Genomic DNA, 14,921 nt, shown 5'->3' on the forward strand with positions numbered 1-14,921 from the left:
GCTCGCCAAAGGGCAAACTGGACCGCCCAATCTGCTGATCGCTTCAACTGCGCCCCAGCCCGCCCGTCGCGACCACCACGTCCGGTAACCATCGAGCAGCCGACCAACACGTTTTGGAAGATCACACGGCACTTCACCGGTTTTTGTTTGGCTTTGTCGGCGGGGACTGGTTGAATATCCGGCGTCATGCGCGATCGCCCGCCAGGCGCCAGCGACAGCTTTCGACCACCGGATGTCCCCATCCAGGTCTTCTGTCTGCACTGCCGACGCAGCTACGACAGCTCGCTGATGCACTGGGTCGCCGATCGCGACTATCCCAGTGGCGGATACTGGGCCTGCCCCACCGAAGGCTGCGACGGCAAGGGGTTCACATTCGACATCTGGCCGGCAGACTCGCAATGGGCTGAGCAGACCGCCGGAGTCGTGTTTGCGGATGATGAATCCGAAGACGACGACGCGAGCGATCCGCTTCTTGAGGACCACGAACGTCTGTCAGACACCGACGCGGCGGCGATCGGCATCGCCCAGGAGTGGTCCGAAGATCAGTTCGATCAGGAAACCGCGCCGCTGGCCGACGATGTCCCGGCGGACCCGCTTGCTGATGTTGAACCGGCCAATGGAAATCACCCGCGGCTGCACGAACGGAAGGACGATGACCGGCCCTGTTGATGCTTCTGCAAACACCGGTTCGGCGGCAGCGGCGCCGTCGGTGGCGTCGACGCATGCGCCGCGGCAGGCATGTGAGCTGATCGCTCACCGCGGCGAATCGCACGATGCGCCGGAGAACACGCTGGCGGCGATCAATCTGGCGTGGCGACGCGGCGCCATGGCGGTCGAGATCGATGTGCACCTCACCCGCGACGCCAAGCTCGCCGTCATTCACGACCCGGACACCGCTCGTGTCACCGCAAACGCCGCCAGACTCGTTGTCGCCGAGTCCACCTTCAGCCAACTGCGCAGTCTGGACGTCGGCGTATGGAAGGGCCAGCCGTTTGCCGGGCAGAAGATTCCGCTGCTTCAGGAGGTGATCGCCACCATCCCGCCCGAAGATCACCGACGACTGATCATCGAGATCAAGCCCGGGCCGGAAACGGTGGGTCCTGTGGCCGAGGCGATCGAATCGTCCGGGCGGACCATCGACCGTTTCGTTCTGATCAGCTTCAATGCCGATTCACTGCGCGCCGCGCGGCAGCGACTGCCGCAGATCCGTACGCTTTACCTCTCGTTCATCCGCCAGGACAAGCAGACGGGGCGCTGGTCTCCGACGGCGGCGGAGCTGATCGCGATGGCGCACGCCGCGCGTGCCGACGGCGTGGGCGTAAGCGTCTGCGACGCGATCACGCCCGAATTCGTCGCCGCCTTCAAGCAGGCCGACCTGGCCTGCACCGTCTGGACCGTCGATACCGTCGAGCAGGCGCGGCGGATGATACGGGCGGGCGTCGATGCCATCACCACCAACCGCGCCGCGTGGCTGGCCGAGCAGTTGCGCGCAACTCCGTGTGAATAGCCGCACGATCGGGTCCTGGCGTGATTACACTCACCAGATCCCCGGAACCGGTCTGAATTGCACCCGCCGTCGTCCCGCCGAAGCAAAGGCGATCGCGGCACAACGGCGTGTAGCACGAGGATTTGAACCCGCCTGTGCCACGGGCGTCTCGCGCCTGCGATGGCCGCCCGTACGGGCGGGACGCCCGTGACACGCGAGTTCCCTGCCGGCACTCTGTGCGGACTCGGGCCGGGCAGAGCAGCGTCACCTTCGCCCGTTCATGGCGGCCAGGGCCTGTTCGTAGACCTGCGTACATGCCCGCGCCGCGTCGATCCAGCTCATTCGCCGGATCTCGAAGCTGCCGTGCTGGCGGAGGGTGCTGGCCAGTGGCGGGTGCTTCAGCACCGCGATGATCTTGTTGGCCATTTCGTTGATGTCCCAGAAGTCAACCTTCAGCGCATGCTGAATGACCTCGCTGACGCCGGACTGCTTGGAGATGATCACCGGCACGTCGTGACTCATCGCCTCCAGCGGCGCGATCCCGAATGGCTCGGAGACCGAGGGCATCACGTACAGGTCGGCCATTTTGAACACCCGCTCCACATCCGCGCCGCGCAGGAAGCCGGTGAAAAGCACCTTGTGCCCGATGCCCATGCTGGCGGCCATTTCGATCGTCCGGCGGATCATGTCGCCTGACCCGGCCATCACGAACTTCACGTTGTCCATGACCTCCAGGACCTTCTTGGCCGCCGCCAGGAAATACTCCGGGCCTTTCTGCATCGTGATGCGTCCGAGGAACAGAACGATCTTTTCGTCCTTGTGGATTTTGTATTTTTCCTCGTCGAAGCCGTTGCCGTTGGGTGTTTCGATGGCGTTGTAGACGACTTCGACCTTGGACGGATCGATGCCGTAATGGTGCGTGATCAGGTTCTTGGTCAGGTAGCTGACGGCGATGATCTTCATGGCGCCGTGCATGCCGCGTCGCTCGATATCGTAGATTCTGGAATCGACGTGCATGCCGCTGCGGTCAAACTCCGTGGAGTGCACGTGCACGACCAGTGGCACGCCCTTGATGCCCGCCACCGCCAGACCGGCGGGGAATGTCATCCAGTCGTGGGCGTGAACAACATCGAAGGTTTCGGATCGGGCGATCTCGGCGGCGAGCATGGCGTAGCGCTGGACTTCGGCCAGCAAATCGCCGGCGTATTGTCCCAGAGGCGGACCGCTGGGTTCGGGGACCGGCGCCGCGGCGCCAGCGGCCTTCAGCGCCGCCAGTGCGTCCGGGTCTCCCGCGCGTGCCTTGTTGGCCAGCTCTTCCATCTGCTGCCTGTAGTCCGCGGGATTGCTGTAAGGCGAGAGCTGGGCCGCGACGGTGCGGAACGTGACGTGCTCGAATTCATCCAGGCGGAATTCGGCGCTGGGCGAGGCCAGCGGAGAACCGGGGCGCGGGCTGACCAGTCGCACGTGTGTGGAAAAGGGCGTGGTCACAGGGCGTGGCAGCACGAAGATCACGTCCGTGCCGATCGCGCTCATCGCCTTGGTCAGGCCGTAGCATGCGGTGCCCAGCCCGCCGCTGATGAACGGCGGAAATTCCCACCCAAGCATGAAGACGCGCATAGGAGCCGCTGCACTTTCTGAATCGAGGTCACGGAGAGAAACATGCCGGCTGCTGATGTCGGCGGGCGATATTGCCGCCGCGGGCGACTCGCGACCGCAAGGCTTTGCCGATCCGGGGCACCGCGCTCCGTCAGCGGGCAAAATCCTGTCAGATCCAAGTCACCTTGGGCGGTCCCGAATCCGCGCGCTGGGATTCGCGCCGGGAGCACGCCGACATCAGTTCCAGATCAAGGAGTGCGCAGTCCTCCGTTCCCGCAGCCTTTCCCTGTCCGGCCGACGCTGCCTACCCGTTGCCCACCGGACATCCATGTCCTGTTTACGACTCAAAACTTTGTTACAACTTAAGTTTCCCCAGTCTACCTTGTCAATATGCCAGACATTTCTTCTCCGATTTTTCGCCCTGACCATTTTCTGGTCAAAGCGGATGGTCTGCCAGGCCGTATGAACTACCGCCGCAGAACCGACGCCGTTGCCCGCTCGGCACCATAAACGTCTTTGTTGCCTCCTGATGCTTCGCTTTATAACCTGTTTTCGTGACTTCGCCGCCTCCAGCCATTTATGCGCCGCCTGCCAGATCCCAGCGAATCAGTTGGCTGTGGCGATCCTTTGCCCTGCTGCTGGCGGGGGGATGCATGACAGTGCTCACTCTGGCGGCAGTGCTAGAGCCTGATCCACGCGGCGTCGGAACCCACACCGCGCTGGGCTTGCAGCGATGCCAGTTCCTCTACCAAACAGGAGTTCCTTGTCCCAGTTGTGGGCTGACGACCAGCTTCTCGTATCTGGCTCACGGACAAGTGCTTGCAAGTGCGTGGGTGCAGCCCCTGGGAACGGTGCTGGCGATTCTGACCGCCGCGGCGGTCTGGGTGTGGCTATACATCGCCATCACCGGCAAACCGGCCCTGCGCCTGCTGCGACTCATTCGCCCGGCCTATTACCTGGTTCCGCTGCTCGCACTCGCCCTCGCCGCCTGGGGGTGGAAGATCTTCATCCATACCCACGGATTGGACGGGTGGCGGTAGGCCAACGCTGGAGTCAGCCCTGGTCGCAACTCACAAACGAGCACCATGACCGCCACCGAATTCACCATCGACCTGTCCCGCCCCGCGCCCGGCACGCCGCGCGAGGCCGTCTTGTTTCCGTTCGACAGCTTTTCCATCCCGTTGCGCAAGGGGCTGACGCTGGACCTGATCGCTTCTCAGCCCACCCGCGCCGAATACAACCCGGTGCTTGTACGTGGCCAACCCGGCACGCCCGACAGCTTTCGCATCGGGTATTACGGAACGGTCATGCAGATCGACGGGCAATATCACATGTGGTACATCGCCGATGGCGATCAGGACCAGGTGGATCAGGAAAAGTCCACCCCCTATCGGCACATCTGTTACGCCGTATCAGACGACGGCGTGCATTGGACCAGGCCATCGCTTGGGTTGGTCGAATACGCGGGCAACCGCAATAACAACCTGGTTCAGATCGAGCCGGGCAACATTTACCGCAGTTGCACCGTGCTGTACGAGCCGCACGATCCGGACCCGGCGCGACGCTTCAAGCTCTTCTGGGAAGGCAATGAGAACTTCGGTTATGTCGCGTTCAGCGCCGACGGATTGGTCTGGCGAGCGTCCAAACACAATCCGGTCACGCGGTTCATGGTCGAGCAGACCGGCCTGCTGGCTCGAGAGGGCATGTATTACGTGGTCGGGCAGATGGGCCGACCGGCAGGCTGTCACCATCGCGTGCTGGGCGTGCTGATGTCGCCGGATTTCGAGCACTGGACCGATGCGGCGGCGATCGGCTTTCGTCGCGACCCGATCCCCCCACGCGATTACGACTGGGCCAAGGCCGGTGGTCCACAGGTACACTTAGGTGCCGGCCTGTGGGATCGCGGCAACGTCGTGGTCGGACTGTACGGCCAATGGAACGGCCCGCCCCATGACGAAGACCGCCGCTTGCTCAAGATGAACCTTGGCCTGGTCATCACGCACGACGGGCTGCACTACATCGAGCCGATCCCCGACTTCAAAATGATCCGATCGGAGGAGGAGGACTGGTCGCTGGATTCCTTCGGCGCGCCGCCGCACATCACGCAGGGACAGGGATTCATCAACCATGGCGAGCAGACGATGACCTACTACGGCCAGTGGGGAAAGACCGGCAACAAGCAGATTCGCCTGGCCAAGTGGAGGCGCGATCGCCTCGGGCAGTTTTCGCCGAAGCGAGACCTTATCGAGGGGCAGATCGCCCCGCCCTATGAGAAGCTCGTCGCCGATGCCTCGCCCCAAAGGCTGCTGCCGTGCTGCATCACCTGCCCGATCATCCTGCCCGAGGGCGGCGGACAGGTCTTCCTGAACTGCTCGGGCGTGTCGGATGTGGCCAACCTCACGGTCGCGGTTCTGGATCGCGCCTTCAGGCCGGTGCCCGGGTATGAGCTTGCGGACTGTCAGCCGGTGCAGACGCCCGGCCTGCGCGTGCCGGTGCGCTGGAGAGGCGGCGATCGGATTCGCGCCGCCGCCGGTCCGATCCGGCTGCGCATCCAATGGGGCGGCGTTCGTTTCGAAGATCCGATCCTCTACGCCGCGTACGTGACGGCATGATCCGTAGACGTGAGGGCATGATGTCGCCAACGCACACGTGAAACTCCGCTCCGGAGCGGTTACAACTGCGGCTGCGGGCTGGCCGCGGAGATCGCCGTATCGCAGGTGGGAGTCTGGCACCATGAGCTTGACCACTCGTTCGACCCTTCGTCTATCGATTGTGCTGGGACTGCTCCTGCTGGCCGGGGGATGCGCGGCGCTGGCGGTGGCCGCGCGGGCCGTGCCCCAGCGACGCCCCGCTGTTTACAAGGGGCTTGCGGGGCAATCCGTCGGCGTGATGGTCTGGGCCGACCGCGCCCTGCGAATGGACTGGGATCGACTTCCCGTCGATCTGGCAACGCTCATCCAGGCACAGCTCCAGAAGGCACAACAGAACAAGGCCGATGAACTGAAGGGCACAACCTTCCCCGTGGCCGCGGCGTCCATCGCCCGCTACCAGCGGGATCACCCCGAAATCGAGACCATTCCGATCACCGAGGTGGCCCCCAAGCTGGGCGTGTCGCGACTGATCTACGTCGAAATCGAAAAGTTCTCGACCCGATCCGAGTCCTCGTTACAGTTGTTCCGCGGCAGCGCCACCGCCACGCTGCGAGTGATCGAAGTCGCCAACGGCCAGGGAAAAGAAGTTTACACCGAGAACAATGTCAGCGTGGTTTTTCCGCCCAAATCTCCCCCGGAAAGCGTGCTCAACGCCAACGACGTGCTGATGTATCGCGGGACGCTGGCGCGTCTGGCCGAAGAGATCGTCTGGCGGTTTGTCACCACGGAAGTCGAACGTGATTAGTCGCGGTGGACTGCTTTTGGCTGTGCGCGTTGCGACGCTGTGCCTGCCGCTGCTGGCGGGAGGATGCCAGTTGTTCGGCGTGGCAGCACACGTGTATGGCCCGCCGCCGGTCAAGCCGCGCTATATCCCCCAGAAACGTCCGATGGTCGTATACGTGCAGGCTTTGCCCGATCCCAGCGGACACGATACCGGGCAGACCGACGCGCTGGCGCGTGCCATCGAATCGCAGCTTCAGGCCAACAACGTGGCCCCGATCGTTCCATCGTTGAGCATCGCCGAGTTGCGATCCAATCGCCCACAGCAGTTCGTGCAGATGCGTCCCGATGCCATCGCCCGCGCCGTAGGCGCCCAGCAACTGCTTTGGGTCAACGTGCTGGAATGTTCATTTTCCCCCGCCCCCGGCAGCGGCGTGTTCAGGGGACAGATCAGCCTCGAAGTGCGCGTGCTGGACGCCACCGACGGCCGACAGCTCTGGCCTGACGACTCGCCGGACGGCGCCGAGGTCACCTGCCAGACCCCCATGCTCCGCGCCGCCGACCACATCAACACCGCCTCCGTGCAGCGGGATCTGTATCTGGCGGCGGCGGATCAGGTCGCCAAGCTCTTCTACCGTCATAAGCCCGACTGAACCGCTGCGGCGCACACGGTGTCGGGGATTTGGCGCTGGGTTGTGCAATCCGTACGATCCAGGGCCAAGACAAACTCCGCAGGTCAAGCTGGAGCAGACACGGATGAGCAAACCCACGATCGTTGTCACCGGCGCCGCCGGCTTCATCGGCTCGCACGCCGCCGAGGCGTTGATCTCTCGCGGCTTTCGCGTGATCGGGGTGGACAACTTCTGCGACTTCTACGATCGCAACTGGAAGGAAGCCAACGTCAAGAGCATCGGCGGAGGCATCGACGTGGAAGAAGTGGACATCACCGACGGGGCCCGAATCGAGCGGCTGGTGGCCACAGCCAGGCCCCAGGCGATCCTGCACCTGGCGGCGATGGCGGGGGTTCGGCCTTCGATCGAGCAGCCCGCCTACTACGCCCGCGTCAATGTCGAAGGCACGACGCATCTTCTCCAGGCCGCTGTCAAAAACAACGTCGCCAAATTCATCTTCGCCTCCAGCTCCAGTGTCTACGGCAACCTGGGGCGCGTGCCCTTCCGCGAGGACGATCCGGTGGCCGAGCCCATCAGCCCCTACGCCGCCACCAAACGCGCCGGCGAGCTCATTTGCTACACCTACTGGCATCTGTACCGGTTGCCCGTGTTCTGCCTGAGGTTTTTCACGGTCTACGGGCCACGACAGAGGCCCGACCTGGCCATCCACAAGTTCACCCGGCTGATCTCCCGCGGCAAGCCGATCCCCTTCTTCGGCGACGGATCGACCAGCCGGGACTACACCTATGTGGATGACATCGTTGATGGGATCCTGGCGGCGCTGGATCGCTGCGATCGCTATCGGATTTACAACCTTGGCGGCGCGCATCCGGTGTCGCTCAAACAACTGGTCCAAACCATCGAGCGGGCCGTCGGCAAACCGGCAATCATCGATCGCAAGCCCGCTCAGCCCGGCGACGTCGAACGCACCTACGCCGACCTCACCCGCGCACGCGCAGAACTGGATTACGAGCCGAAAGTCAGTCTGGAGGAGGGCATCCGCCGCTTCGTCGCCTGGTTCAGGGAATATGGCCAGCTTTACAGGCTGCCGGAAGAGTAAGCCCCGCCCTTGACCTCAAGCCGCTCTTGATGGAAGCTTCACCGCGGGCCAACGAACTGTTGAACCGACACAGGGCCAAGACCCGGCCGAAAGGGCCGAAGCCTCCGCGATGATCAACTTACTTCCGAAAGACACCGTCTTTTACGATCTGTTTGAAAAACTTGCGGCGCACGTGGTTTCCACGTCCGAGCACCTGCGCCGGCTGGCACGCACCTATCCCGATAGCGCCGCCGAGCACATCGCCCTGATACGTCAGGAAGAACACGACGCCGACGAACTGGCCCACACCGCGCTGGATCGCCTGGATCGAACCTTCATCACCCCATTCGATCGCGAGGACATTCATATGCTGGTCGGTGGGCTGGATGACATCGTGGACACGATCGATGCGCTGGCCAAACGATTCCCGCTGTATCACGTGCAGGCGATCGAGCCGGCCTTCCAGAGACAGGCGGACACGCTGGTGCATGCCGCGGTGGCGGTCAGTGAGGCGGTCCACCGACTGCGAAAATCGCGCAAGCTCTCGGAATTGAGCGACAAGCTTATCGAGATCCACCGCCTGGAGAACGAAGGCGACGACAACAATCACGCCGCCGTCTCCAGGCTCTTTCAGGGCAACGACGCCCTGTATGTGATGAAGTGGAAGGAGTTTTACGACCTGATCGAATCGGCGATCGATGGCTGCGAGGACGTCGGCAACACGCTGGAACGGATCATTCTCAAGAATGGATAGCGTCGATTTTTGATTTTTTGATTTTCGATTTGCGATGTGAGGATGCGTCCACACGGTACGCTCGCTCCACCCAGAGTCGCGAATCAAAAATCGCAGATCAGGCATGCTTACCCTCGTGCTTATCATCATCGCCGTCGCGCTGCTGTTCGACTTCTACAATGGGGTGAACGACGCGGCCAACTCGATCGCCACGATTGTTTCCACGCGGGTTCTGACGCCAATGCAGGCCGTCGTGTGGGCGGCGTTCTGGAACTTCGTGGCCGCCTTTGCGTTCGGAACCGCCGTCGCCAAGGCCATCTCCAGCGGCTTTGTCAACATCGAGCTGCTGGGCACGCCGGTCCAGCAGCTTTTCGTGATTCTGGCCGGGCTGTGCGGCGCGACGGTCTGGACGTACATCTGTTCGGCAATGGGGCTGCCGATCAGCGTTTCGCACTCGCTGGTCAGCGGCTACGCCGGCGCCGCCATCGCCAAAGCCGGGCTGGCGGGGCTGTTGATCCCGGGCAAGTGGCCGATCACCATCGCCTTCATCTTTGTCTCACCGCTTCTGGGCATGATTGGCGGCGCAGCGCTGATGGTGGCCATCGCCTGGAGCTTTCGCCACTGCACCCCCACCCGCGTCGATAGCTGGTTCCGACGCCTCCAGCTTCTCTCTGCCGCTGCCTTCAGCCTCTCTCATGGCACCAACGACGCGCAGAAGACCATGGGCATCATCTTCGTGGCCCTGAGCGTGCTGGTCTCCACCGAAGGCTACCAGCATCTGGGGTACTGGCTTCAGCCGGGCTGGACGCCCTGGTGGATCGAATGGATGGGCATGGGGCACAACATCCCCTGGTGGATCATCCTGCTGTGCCACTTTGTGATCGCGATGGGCACGCTGATGGGCGGATGGCGCGTGGTGCGCACGATGGGGCACAACATCACCCGCCTGGCGCCGGTGGGCGGGTTCTGTGCCGAGACCGCCGGCGCCGCCACCGTCATCGGCGCCAGCATCGCCGGCATCCCCGTCTCCACCACCCACTGCATCACCGGCTCGATCATGGGCGTGGGCATCACCCGCGGTCTGCGCGCCGTGCGATGGAACTCCGGGAAAAATATCGTCCTGGCGTGGATCTTCACGCTGCCATGCAGTGCCTTCATGGCCGCGATCGCCTATATCATTATTCACCTGACGATCGAGCCGTTTCTGCTGTGATCCGGCGGCGGCGGGGATCCGCGGCGCCGCCGGCAAGATGCGACATGACCCAGAGCTACGTCAACAAGTTCGGTCGAAAACCCGGACGCGGCATCCGCCCCTGGCTGCTGCTGCCCAAGATCATCGCCATCGCCATTTACCTCGGGGGGTTGGCCAGCGTGCTGGCCATCTGGATCTTCAGCGACGTTGCCGCCCTGTCCCTGGCCGACCCCCGCCGACAGTTCATCATCGATCTGGTCGGCGGCCTGATGGTCCGGCTGGTCATTCCCGCCCTGGTGCTGGCCTTGCTGCTGGGCGTGGGGCTGTTCTTTCAGTATCCCCGGCACTTTCCGCTGATCCGCTGGTGGCAGACCAAGATGATCCTGCTGGCGATCGTGATCCCCACCTCGCACTTCTTCTGCCGCTGGCAGTTCCTGATCCTTCGGCACACCGACCAGCAGGCCGCCAGCGCCCTGGCCGCCAGCCGCCTGGCCTGGGGGCTGGCGTTTGCGCTGCTCGGCTCGATTCTGGTGGTGATCCTGGGACGGCTCAAGCCGCGGCTGGGGCAGAATCCGGCCAGTGTGGCGGCACGGCTCAGCCCTTCGCCGCCGGCGAGCCTCGCCTCTCCAGCTTCGCCCACGAGTCGCGAAGCGCCACCGACCGATTGAACACCGGCGCCCCGGGCCGGGAATCCACCACATCCGCCACAAAGTATCCGTGCCGCTCGAACTGGAACTTCTCATCCGGGCGGGCATCTTTCAGGCTCGGCTCCAGCTTGGCACGCACCACCACCAGTGAGTTGGGGTTGAGGTTCTCCAGGTAGGACTTGCCCTCGGGTACGGCTTCCGGCTCGGGAACCCGGAACAGGTGATCGTACAGCCGAACCTCCGCGTCCAGCGCGTGCTCGGCCGAAACCCAGTGGATCGTTCCCTTGACCTTTCGGCCATCGGGCGTGTCGCCGCCCCGCGTCGCCGGGTCGTACGTGCAGTGCACCTCCGTAATTCGCCCGTCCGGGTCCTTGATTACGTGCGTGCACTTCACGATGTACGCCCAGCGCAGACGCACCTCCTGCCCGGGCGCCAGCCGGAAGTACTTGGGCGGAGGAACCTCGCGGAAGTCGTCCTGCTCGATGTACACGACCTTCCCGAAGGGCACTTTTCGCGTGCCGGCGGACGGATCCTCCGGGTTATTCACCGCATCGAGCTGCTCGGTCCTGCCCTCGGGCCAGTTGTCGATCACCAGCTTGAGCGGATTGAGCACGGCCATGCGGCGGGGCGCCCGCTTGTTCAGGTCCTCGCGCAGCGCGTTCTCCAGGCGCTGTATGTCGATGATGCTGTCGAACCTGGTCACCCCCACCTCCCGGGCGAAATTGCGGATCGCCTCGGGCGTGTATCCGCGGCGGCGAAAACCGCTGATCGTCGGCATCCGCGGATCGTCCCATCCCTGCACATACCCGCCCTTGACCAGCTCCAGCAGCTTTCGCTTGCTCAGCACGGTGTAGGTCAGGTTGAGCCTGGCGAACTCGATCTGCTGCGGGCGGTAGGTCACCGGTTGCCCGCCATTGGCGCTGCCCCGGGGCACGACCCCCAGCTCGCGCAGCGTGTCCAGGAACCAGTCGTACAGCGGGCGATGGTTCTCGAACTCCAGCGTGCAGATCGAATGGGTGATTCCTTCGATCCAGTCGCTTTGTCCGTGCGCCCAGTCGTAGGTGGGATACACGCACCAGCGGTCGCCCGCGTGCGGATGCGGCACGTGCAGAATCCGATACATCACCGGGTCGCGAAGGTTGATGTTCCCCGAGGTCATGTCGATCCTGGCCCGCAGCGTGCGCGAGCCGTCGGGGAACTCGCCTTTGACCATCCGCTGGAACAGATCCAGGTTCTCCTCGACAGAGCGGTTGCGATACGGGCTGTCGCGTCCGGCGGAACTCAGCCCGCCTCGCGTCCGCGAGACTTCCTCAGGCGAGAGGTCGTCCACGTACGCCTTGCCCGCCTTGATCAGCACGATCGCCCACTCCAGCAGTTGATCGAAATAGTCCGACGCGTAGTACAGGTGCGGGCCCCAGTCGAAACCCAGCCATTTCACGTCGCGCTTGATCGCCTCGATGTACTCGCGGTCTTCCTTCACCGGGTTGGTGTCGTCCATCCGCAGATGACACCGCCCGCCAAACTCCTGCGCGATCCCGAAATTCAGGCAGATCGCCTTGGCATGACCGATGTGCAGATACCCGTTAGGCTCCGGCGGGAAGCGCGTCACCACCTGCCCGCCGTACTTGCCCGTGCGGATGTCCTCGATGATCCGCTCGCGTATGAAGTCCAGGCTCGATGTCGTCGGCTCACTCTTGGGGGTCTCAGCCATTCGCTACCTCGATACACGCAAAGCCACCAGGGCATGAACAAATACACGAAGCAGACCGGCACGCAAATCACGGCAGATCATTCGTGTCAATTTCGTTGCCCTGTGGCTGTGCACACTTGCCTAGCGTCTGTGACTCATCATCCGCCGGATTTCACGCTCCTGCTCCTTGCGGCGGATCGTCTCGCGTTTGTCGTGCTGCTGCTTGCCCCTGGCCACGCCCAGCTCGACCTTGGCGATTCCGTTCCTGAAGTAAATGGCCAGCGGGATCAGCGTGGTGCCGCGCTGCTTCAGTTCACTCTCCAGCCTGCGCAGCTCACGCTTGTGCACCAGCAGATATCGTGGGCGCAGCGGATCATGATTCGCCTGCGCCGAGGCCTTGTCGTACGGTTCGATGTGGCAGCCGCGCAGCACCAGCCGCCCGTTCTCGATCCGCGCAAAGCTTTCGGTCAGATGCGCCCGACCCTGCCGCAGCGACTTGACCTCCGTGCCCAGCAGGGCAATGCCGCATTCGAGCTTGGCGGAGATGAAGTACTCGTGCAGCGCCCGGCGGTTGGTGATCCGCGGCCCGGCGCCTGCACCGTTCCCGTCTTTGCCTTTTGCTTCCTGCGCCACGCCACAACTATAGCACGACATCCAGACAACGACACAGACGGCGGAACGCAGGACAGATTCCCGGGCGATGCGCTTCTGCCTTGTGTCCTGTACCCGCAGCCCTTGACTTCATCCGTCGGTCCGGCCATCCCCGCGGATGATGAAGATCAGCAGCGTCGCCTGCCGCGCCTGTTTGGCCAGCCGCTCAGCGTCGAACGCCCTGTCGGTGGCGGGTCCCGGCTCGAAGCTGGTCTGATGCTTGTCTCGGCTCCGCTCCAGGAACCGGCGAATCTGCCCGGCCGACACGGCCTTCACGTACGTGGCGTCATAGGCCCGCAGACCGGCGCTGAGCATCCCGATCACGTGCCCGTCGCGATCCACGATCGGGCCGCCGCTGTTGCCGTGCGTCGTGTTCGCCGACAGCGTCAGCGGATACTCGTCCGACTCGTTGGTCGAGCTGATCTCCCCGCTGGTCACCTGCATCTTGAAGTCCAGCACGTCCGCCACCGGATACCCCAGCACCAGACACCTGGCCCCGGGGTTGGGCAGGTCCGCCTCAGCCAGCTTCAGATACGCCAGCGGCGAGGACGCGCTGATCTTGAGCAGCGCGATGTCATACTCGGGATCAGCCGCGACGAGCTGCGCATTTTTCTCCGTCCCGTCATCCAGCCGCACGCGAAACAGCAGATCCTGCCCGTCCGGCCCGCTGACAACGTGGCGGTTGGTCAGGATGTATCCGTCGGCCGAGATCACGAACCCGCTGCCGTTGCCGATCACACCGGGCGGCTTGTCGTCATGAGTGCCGCTGTCCGTGACCGAAGGTCCGGGCGGCAGGTACAGCCAACTGTCGCCGTTGAGCCCGATCCCGTGCTTGCGAGCCAGAATCACCGCCTCTTCGATGATCGGCTTGAGCTTGTCGTTGCTGGTCTGCAACCCGCGTGGCGCGTGCGCGATGCTGTTGACCAGGTTCTGCACGATTGGCCTGGTGTCCTGAATCTTCGCCGCCTTGTACGCCCACTGCACCGATTCGACATATCTCTGGCGGAAGTTGTACGCGATCGCCAGATTGCTGAGGGTTTCGGGCGAGTCCGGCCTGAGCCGCGCCGCGGTCTCCAGCGATCGCAGGGCGCGATCCAGATACGTGTTGTTTCCCCGCCCGCTGCTGCCGACCGCACCGCGCGTCAGGTAAAAATACCCCAACGCAAAGTTCGCCTCGTAATTGTTCGGATACAGCTTCAGAGCCTTCTCATACTTCTCCACCGCCTGAAGCGTCTGCGCTTCCATCATCTGCCGCGCTTCCCGGCACAACTGCTCCACTTCCTTGAGCAGTTGTCGGCGCTGCTCTCCGCCGACCCACCGGCCATTGATCTTCTCCGCGTTCTCCTGTTGAAGCCGACGCCACTTGTCCAGTTCGGCCCTGGCCCGTTCAAGCTCGGCGGCGGGCGGGTTGCTCTCGATGAACTTCTCCCAGATCACCACCGCCAGCACCGGCGCGTCAACCGCATCGGCGCGGGATTTGGCATACTGGAAGCTGGCACTGAGCGACGCCAACGCCACCGCCGCCGGTCCCGACTCCGATCCCTGCGACGCGGCAGCCGATCTGATCGTCGTCGCATTGCCTTTGGTGATCGACCGCACCTCCGAGGCCTTTACCGTATGGGTCTGACCATCAGCGGTCTTCACGCGATACGTCTCGCCGAACTTGATGACGCTGCCTTCCAGCACCGTGCCGTCCTTGAGGCTCACCGTCTCGGCACGCGCTGCCTGCGCCGCCAAGGCCAGCATCACCACCATCGCCGCACGCAAGCCGAGCTGTCCACGCATCGACACGTCCCTGCCTTTGTCTGATCAAAGCGGCATCTTACCGCCTGGCACAGGCGAATC

The 14,921-nt window shown here is 63.6% G+C and carries 14 protein-coding genes; 10 read left to right on the plus strand and 4 right to left on the minus strand.

All coding sequences use genetic code 11. The features are described from left to right. The first annotated feature begins 186 nt into the window (after nucleotides 1-186). Nucleotides 187-669, plus strand: coding sequence for a hypothetical protein (locus tag ACQS5P_RS05215; protein ID WP_428939843.1), 483 nt, complete (start codon nucleotides 187-189; stop codon nucleotides 667-669). Further along, complete coding sequence (locus ACQS5P_RS05220; protein WP_428939844.1) at nucleotides 653-1,507, plus strand: glycerophosphodiester phosphodiesterase family protein; 855 nt, start codon at nucleotides 653-655, stop codon at nucleotides 1,505-1,507. Before ACQS5P_RS05215 ends, ACQS5P_RS05220 begins: the two co-directional genes overlap by 17 nt. 243 nt (nucleotides 1,508-1,750) lie before the next feature. On the opposite strand, the gene ACQS5P_RS05225 is transcribed toward ACQS5P_RS05220, so the two are convergent. Next, nucleotides 1,751-3,091 (minus strand): glycosyltransferase, encoded by a 1,341-nt coding sequence (locus ACQS5P_RS05225; protein WP_428939845.1) that lies wholly within the window; start codon nucleotides 3,089-3,091, stop codon nucleotides 1,751-1,753. Between the two features lie 644 nt (nucleotides 3,092-3,735). Here ACQS5P_RS05225 and ACQS5P_RS05230 point away from each other — a divergent pair. The 8 genes from ACQS5P_RS05230 to ACQS5P_RS05265 all read left to right on the plus strand — a co-directional run bounded on the left by ACQS5P_RS05230 (nucleotide 3,736) and on the right by ACQS5P_RS05265 (nucleotide 10,756). Further along, nucleotides 3,736-4,122, plus strand: a complete 387-nt coding sequence (locus tag ACQS5P_RS05230; protein ID WP_428939846.1) for a DUF2752 domain-containing protein — start codon at nucleotides 3,736-3,738, stop codon at nucleotides 4,120-4,122. A 45-nt stretch (nucleotides 4,123-4,167) separates the two neighbouring features. Then, the gene (locus tag ACQS5P_RS05235; RefSeq protein ID WP_428939847.1) at nucleotides 4,168-5,694 is read left to right on the plus strand and encodes a hypothetical protein; all 1,527 of its coding nucleotides are present in this window, start codon (nucleotides 4,168-4,170) and stop codon (nucleotides 5,692-5,694) included. A gap of 121 nt (nucleotides 5,695-5,815) precedes the next feature. After that, nucleotides 5,816-6,478: a hypothetical protein gene (locus ACQS5P_RS05240; RefSeq protein WP_428939848.1), complete on the plus strand. Its 663-nt coding sequence runs from the start codon at nucleotides 5,816-5,818 to the stop codon at nucleotides 6,476-6,478. Beyond that, nucleotides 6,471-7,106 carry a hypothetical protein gene (locus ACQS5P_RS05245; protein WP_428939849.1) on the plus strand — a complete coding sequence of 212 codons (636 nt, stop codon included), beginning with the start codon at nucleotides 6,471-6,473 and terminating at the stop codon, nucleotides 7,104-7,106. The genes ACQS5P_RS05240 and ACQS5P_RS05245 overlap by 8 nt, the downstream gene beginning before the upstream one ends. Nucleotides 7,107-7,209: 103 nt before the next feature. Beyond that, nucleotides 7,210-8,184: an SDR family NAD(P)-dependent oxidoreductase gene (locus ACQS5P_RS05250; RefSeq protein WP_428939850.1), complete on the plus strand. Its 975-nt coding sequence runs from the start codon at nucleotides 7,210-7,212 to the stop codon at nucleotides 8,182-8,184. A gap of 109 nt (nucleotides 8,185-8,293) precedes the next feature. Continuing rightward, nucleotides 8,294-8,917, plus strand: a complete 624-nt coding sequence (locus ACQS5P_RS05255) for a DUF47 domain-containing protein (protein ID WP_428939851.1) — start codon at nucleotides 8,294-8,296, stop codon at nucleotides 8,915-8,917. Nucleotides 8,918-9,020: 103 nt separating this feature from the next. Then, nucleotides 9,021-10,109 carry an anion permease gene (locus ACQS5P_RS05260; RefSeq protein ID WP_428939852.1) on the plus strand — a complete coding sequence of 363 codons (1,089 nt, stop codon included), beginning with the start codon at nucleotides 9,021-9,023 and terminating at the stop codon, nucleotides 10,107-10,109. Between the two features lie 44 nt (nucleotides 10,110-10,153). Next, nucleotides 10,154-10,756, plus strand: coding sequence for a hypothetical protein (locus ACQS5P_RS05265; protein WP_428939853.1), 603 nt, complete (start codon nucleotides 10,154-10,156; stop codon nucleotides 10,754-10,756). Here the strand turns inward: ACQS5P_RS05265 and ACQS5P_RS05270 are convergent. From ACQS5P_RS05270 to ACQS5P_RS05280, 3 genes are all read right to left on the minus strand, one after another. Further along, entirely contained in the window at nucleotides 10,683-12,446 is a 1,764-nt protein-coding gene (locus ACQS5P_RS05270) for a glutamine--tRNA ligase/YqeY domain fusion protein (protein WP_428939854.1), read from the minus strand. The genes ACQS5P_RS05265 and ACQS5P_RS05270 overlap by 74 nt on opposite strands. Before the next feature lie 120 nt (nucleotides 12,447-12,566). After that, nucleotides 12,567-13,058 carry an SsrA-binding protein SmpB gene (gene smpB / locus ACQS5P_RS05275; RefSeq protein ID WP_428939855.1) on the minus strand — a complete coding sequence of 164 codons (492 nt, stop codon included), beginning with the start codon at nucleotides 13,056-13,058 and terminating at the stop codon, nucleotides 12,567-12,569. Nucleotides 13,059-13,166: 108 nt separating this feature from the next. Beyond that, nucleotides 13,167-14,861, minus strand: a complete 1,695-nt coding sequence (locus tag ACQS5P_RS05280; RefSeq protein ID WP_428939856.1) for a trypsin-like peptidase domain-containing protein — start codon at nucleotides 14,859-14,861, stop codon at nucleotides 13,167-13,169. Nucleotides 14,862-14,921: the final 60 nt, after the last annotated feature.

Source organism: Fontivita pretiosa, assembly GCF_050410795.1.
GTDB classification, from domain to species: domain Bacteria; phylum Planctomycetota; class Phycisphaerae; order Tepidisphaerales; family Tepidisphaeraceae; genus Fontivita; species Fontivita pretiosa.

Bases quoted from the DNA above. Each gene is read 5' to 3' on its own strand.
- ACQS5P_RS05215 (WP_428939843.1), top strand. From the start codon at position 187: ATGCGCGATCGCCCGCCAGGCGCCAGCGACAGCTTTCGACCACCGGAT.
- ACQS5P_RS05220 (WP_428939844.1), top strand. From the start codon at position 653: ATGACCGGCCCTGTTGATGCTTCTGCAAACACCGGTTCGGCGGCAGCG.
- ACQS5P_RS05225 (WP_428939845.1), bottom strand. From the start codon at position 3,091: ATGCTTGGGTGGGAATTTCCGCCGTTCATCAGCGGCGGGCTGGGCACC.
- ACQS5P_RS05230 (WP_428939846.1), top strand. From the start codon at position 3,736: ATGACAGTGCTCACTCTGGCGGCAGTGCTAGAGCCTGATCCACGCGGC.
- ACQS5P_RS05235 (WP_428939847.1), top strand. From the start codon at position 4,168: ATGACCGCCACCGAATTCACCATCGACCTGTCCCGCCCCGCGCCCGGC.
- ACQS5P_RS05240 (WP_428939848.1), top strand. From the start codon at position 5,816: ATGAGCTTGACCACTCGTTCGACCCTTCGTCTATCGATTGTGCTGGGA.
- ACQS5P_RS05250 (WP_428939850.1), top strand. From the start codon at position 7,210: ATGAGCAAACCCACGATCGTTGTCACCGGCGCCGCCGGCTTCATCGGC.
- ACQS5P_RS05255 (WP_428939851.1), top strand. From the start codon at position 8,294: ATGATCAACTTACTTCCGAAAGACACCGTCTTTTACGATCTGTTTGAA.
- ACQS5P_RS05260 (WP_428939852.1), top strand. From the start codon at position 9,021: ATGCTTACCCTCGTGCTTATCATCATCGCCGTCGCGCTGCTGTTCGAC.
- ACQS5P_RS05265 (WP_428939853.1), top strand. From the start codon at position 10,154: ATGACCCAGAGCTACGTCAACAAGTTCGGTCGAAAACCCGGACGCGGC.
- ACQS5P_RS05270 (WP_428939854.1), bottom strand. From the start codon at position 12,446: ATGGCTGAGACCCCCAAGAGTGAGCCGACGACATCGAGCCTGGACTTC.
- ACQS5P_RS05280 (WP_428939856.1), bottom strand. From the start codon at position 14,861: ATGCGTGGACAGCTCGGCTTGCGTGCGGCGATGGTGGTGATGCTGGCC.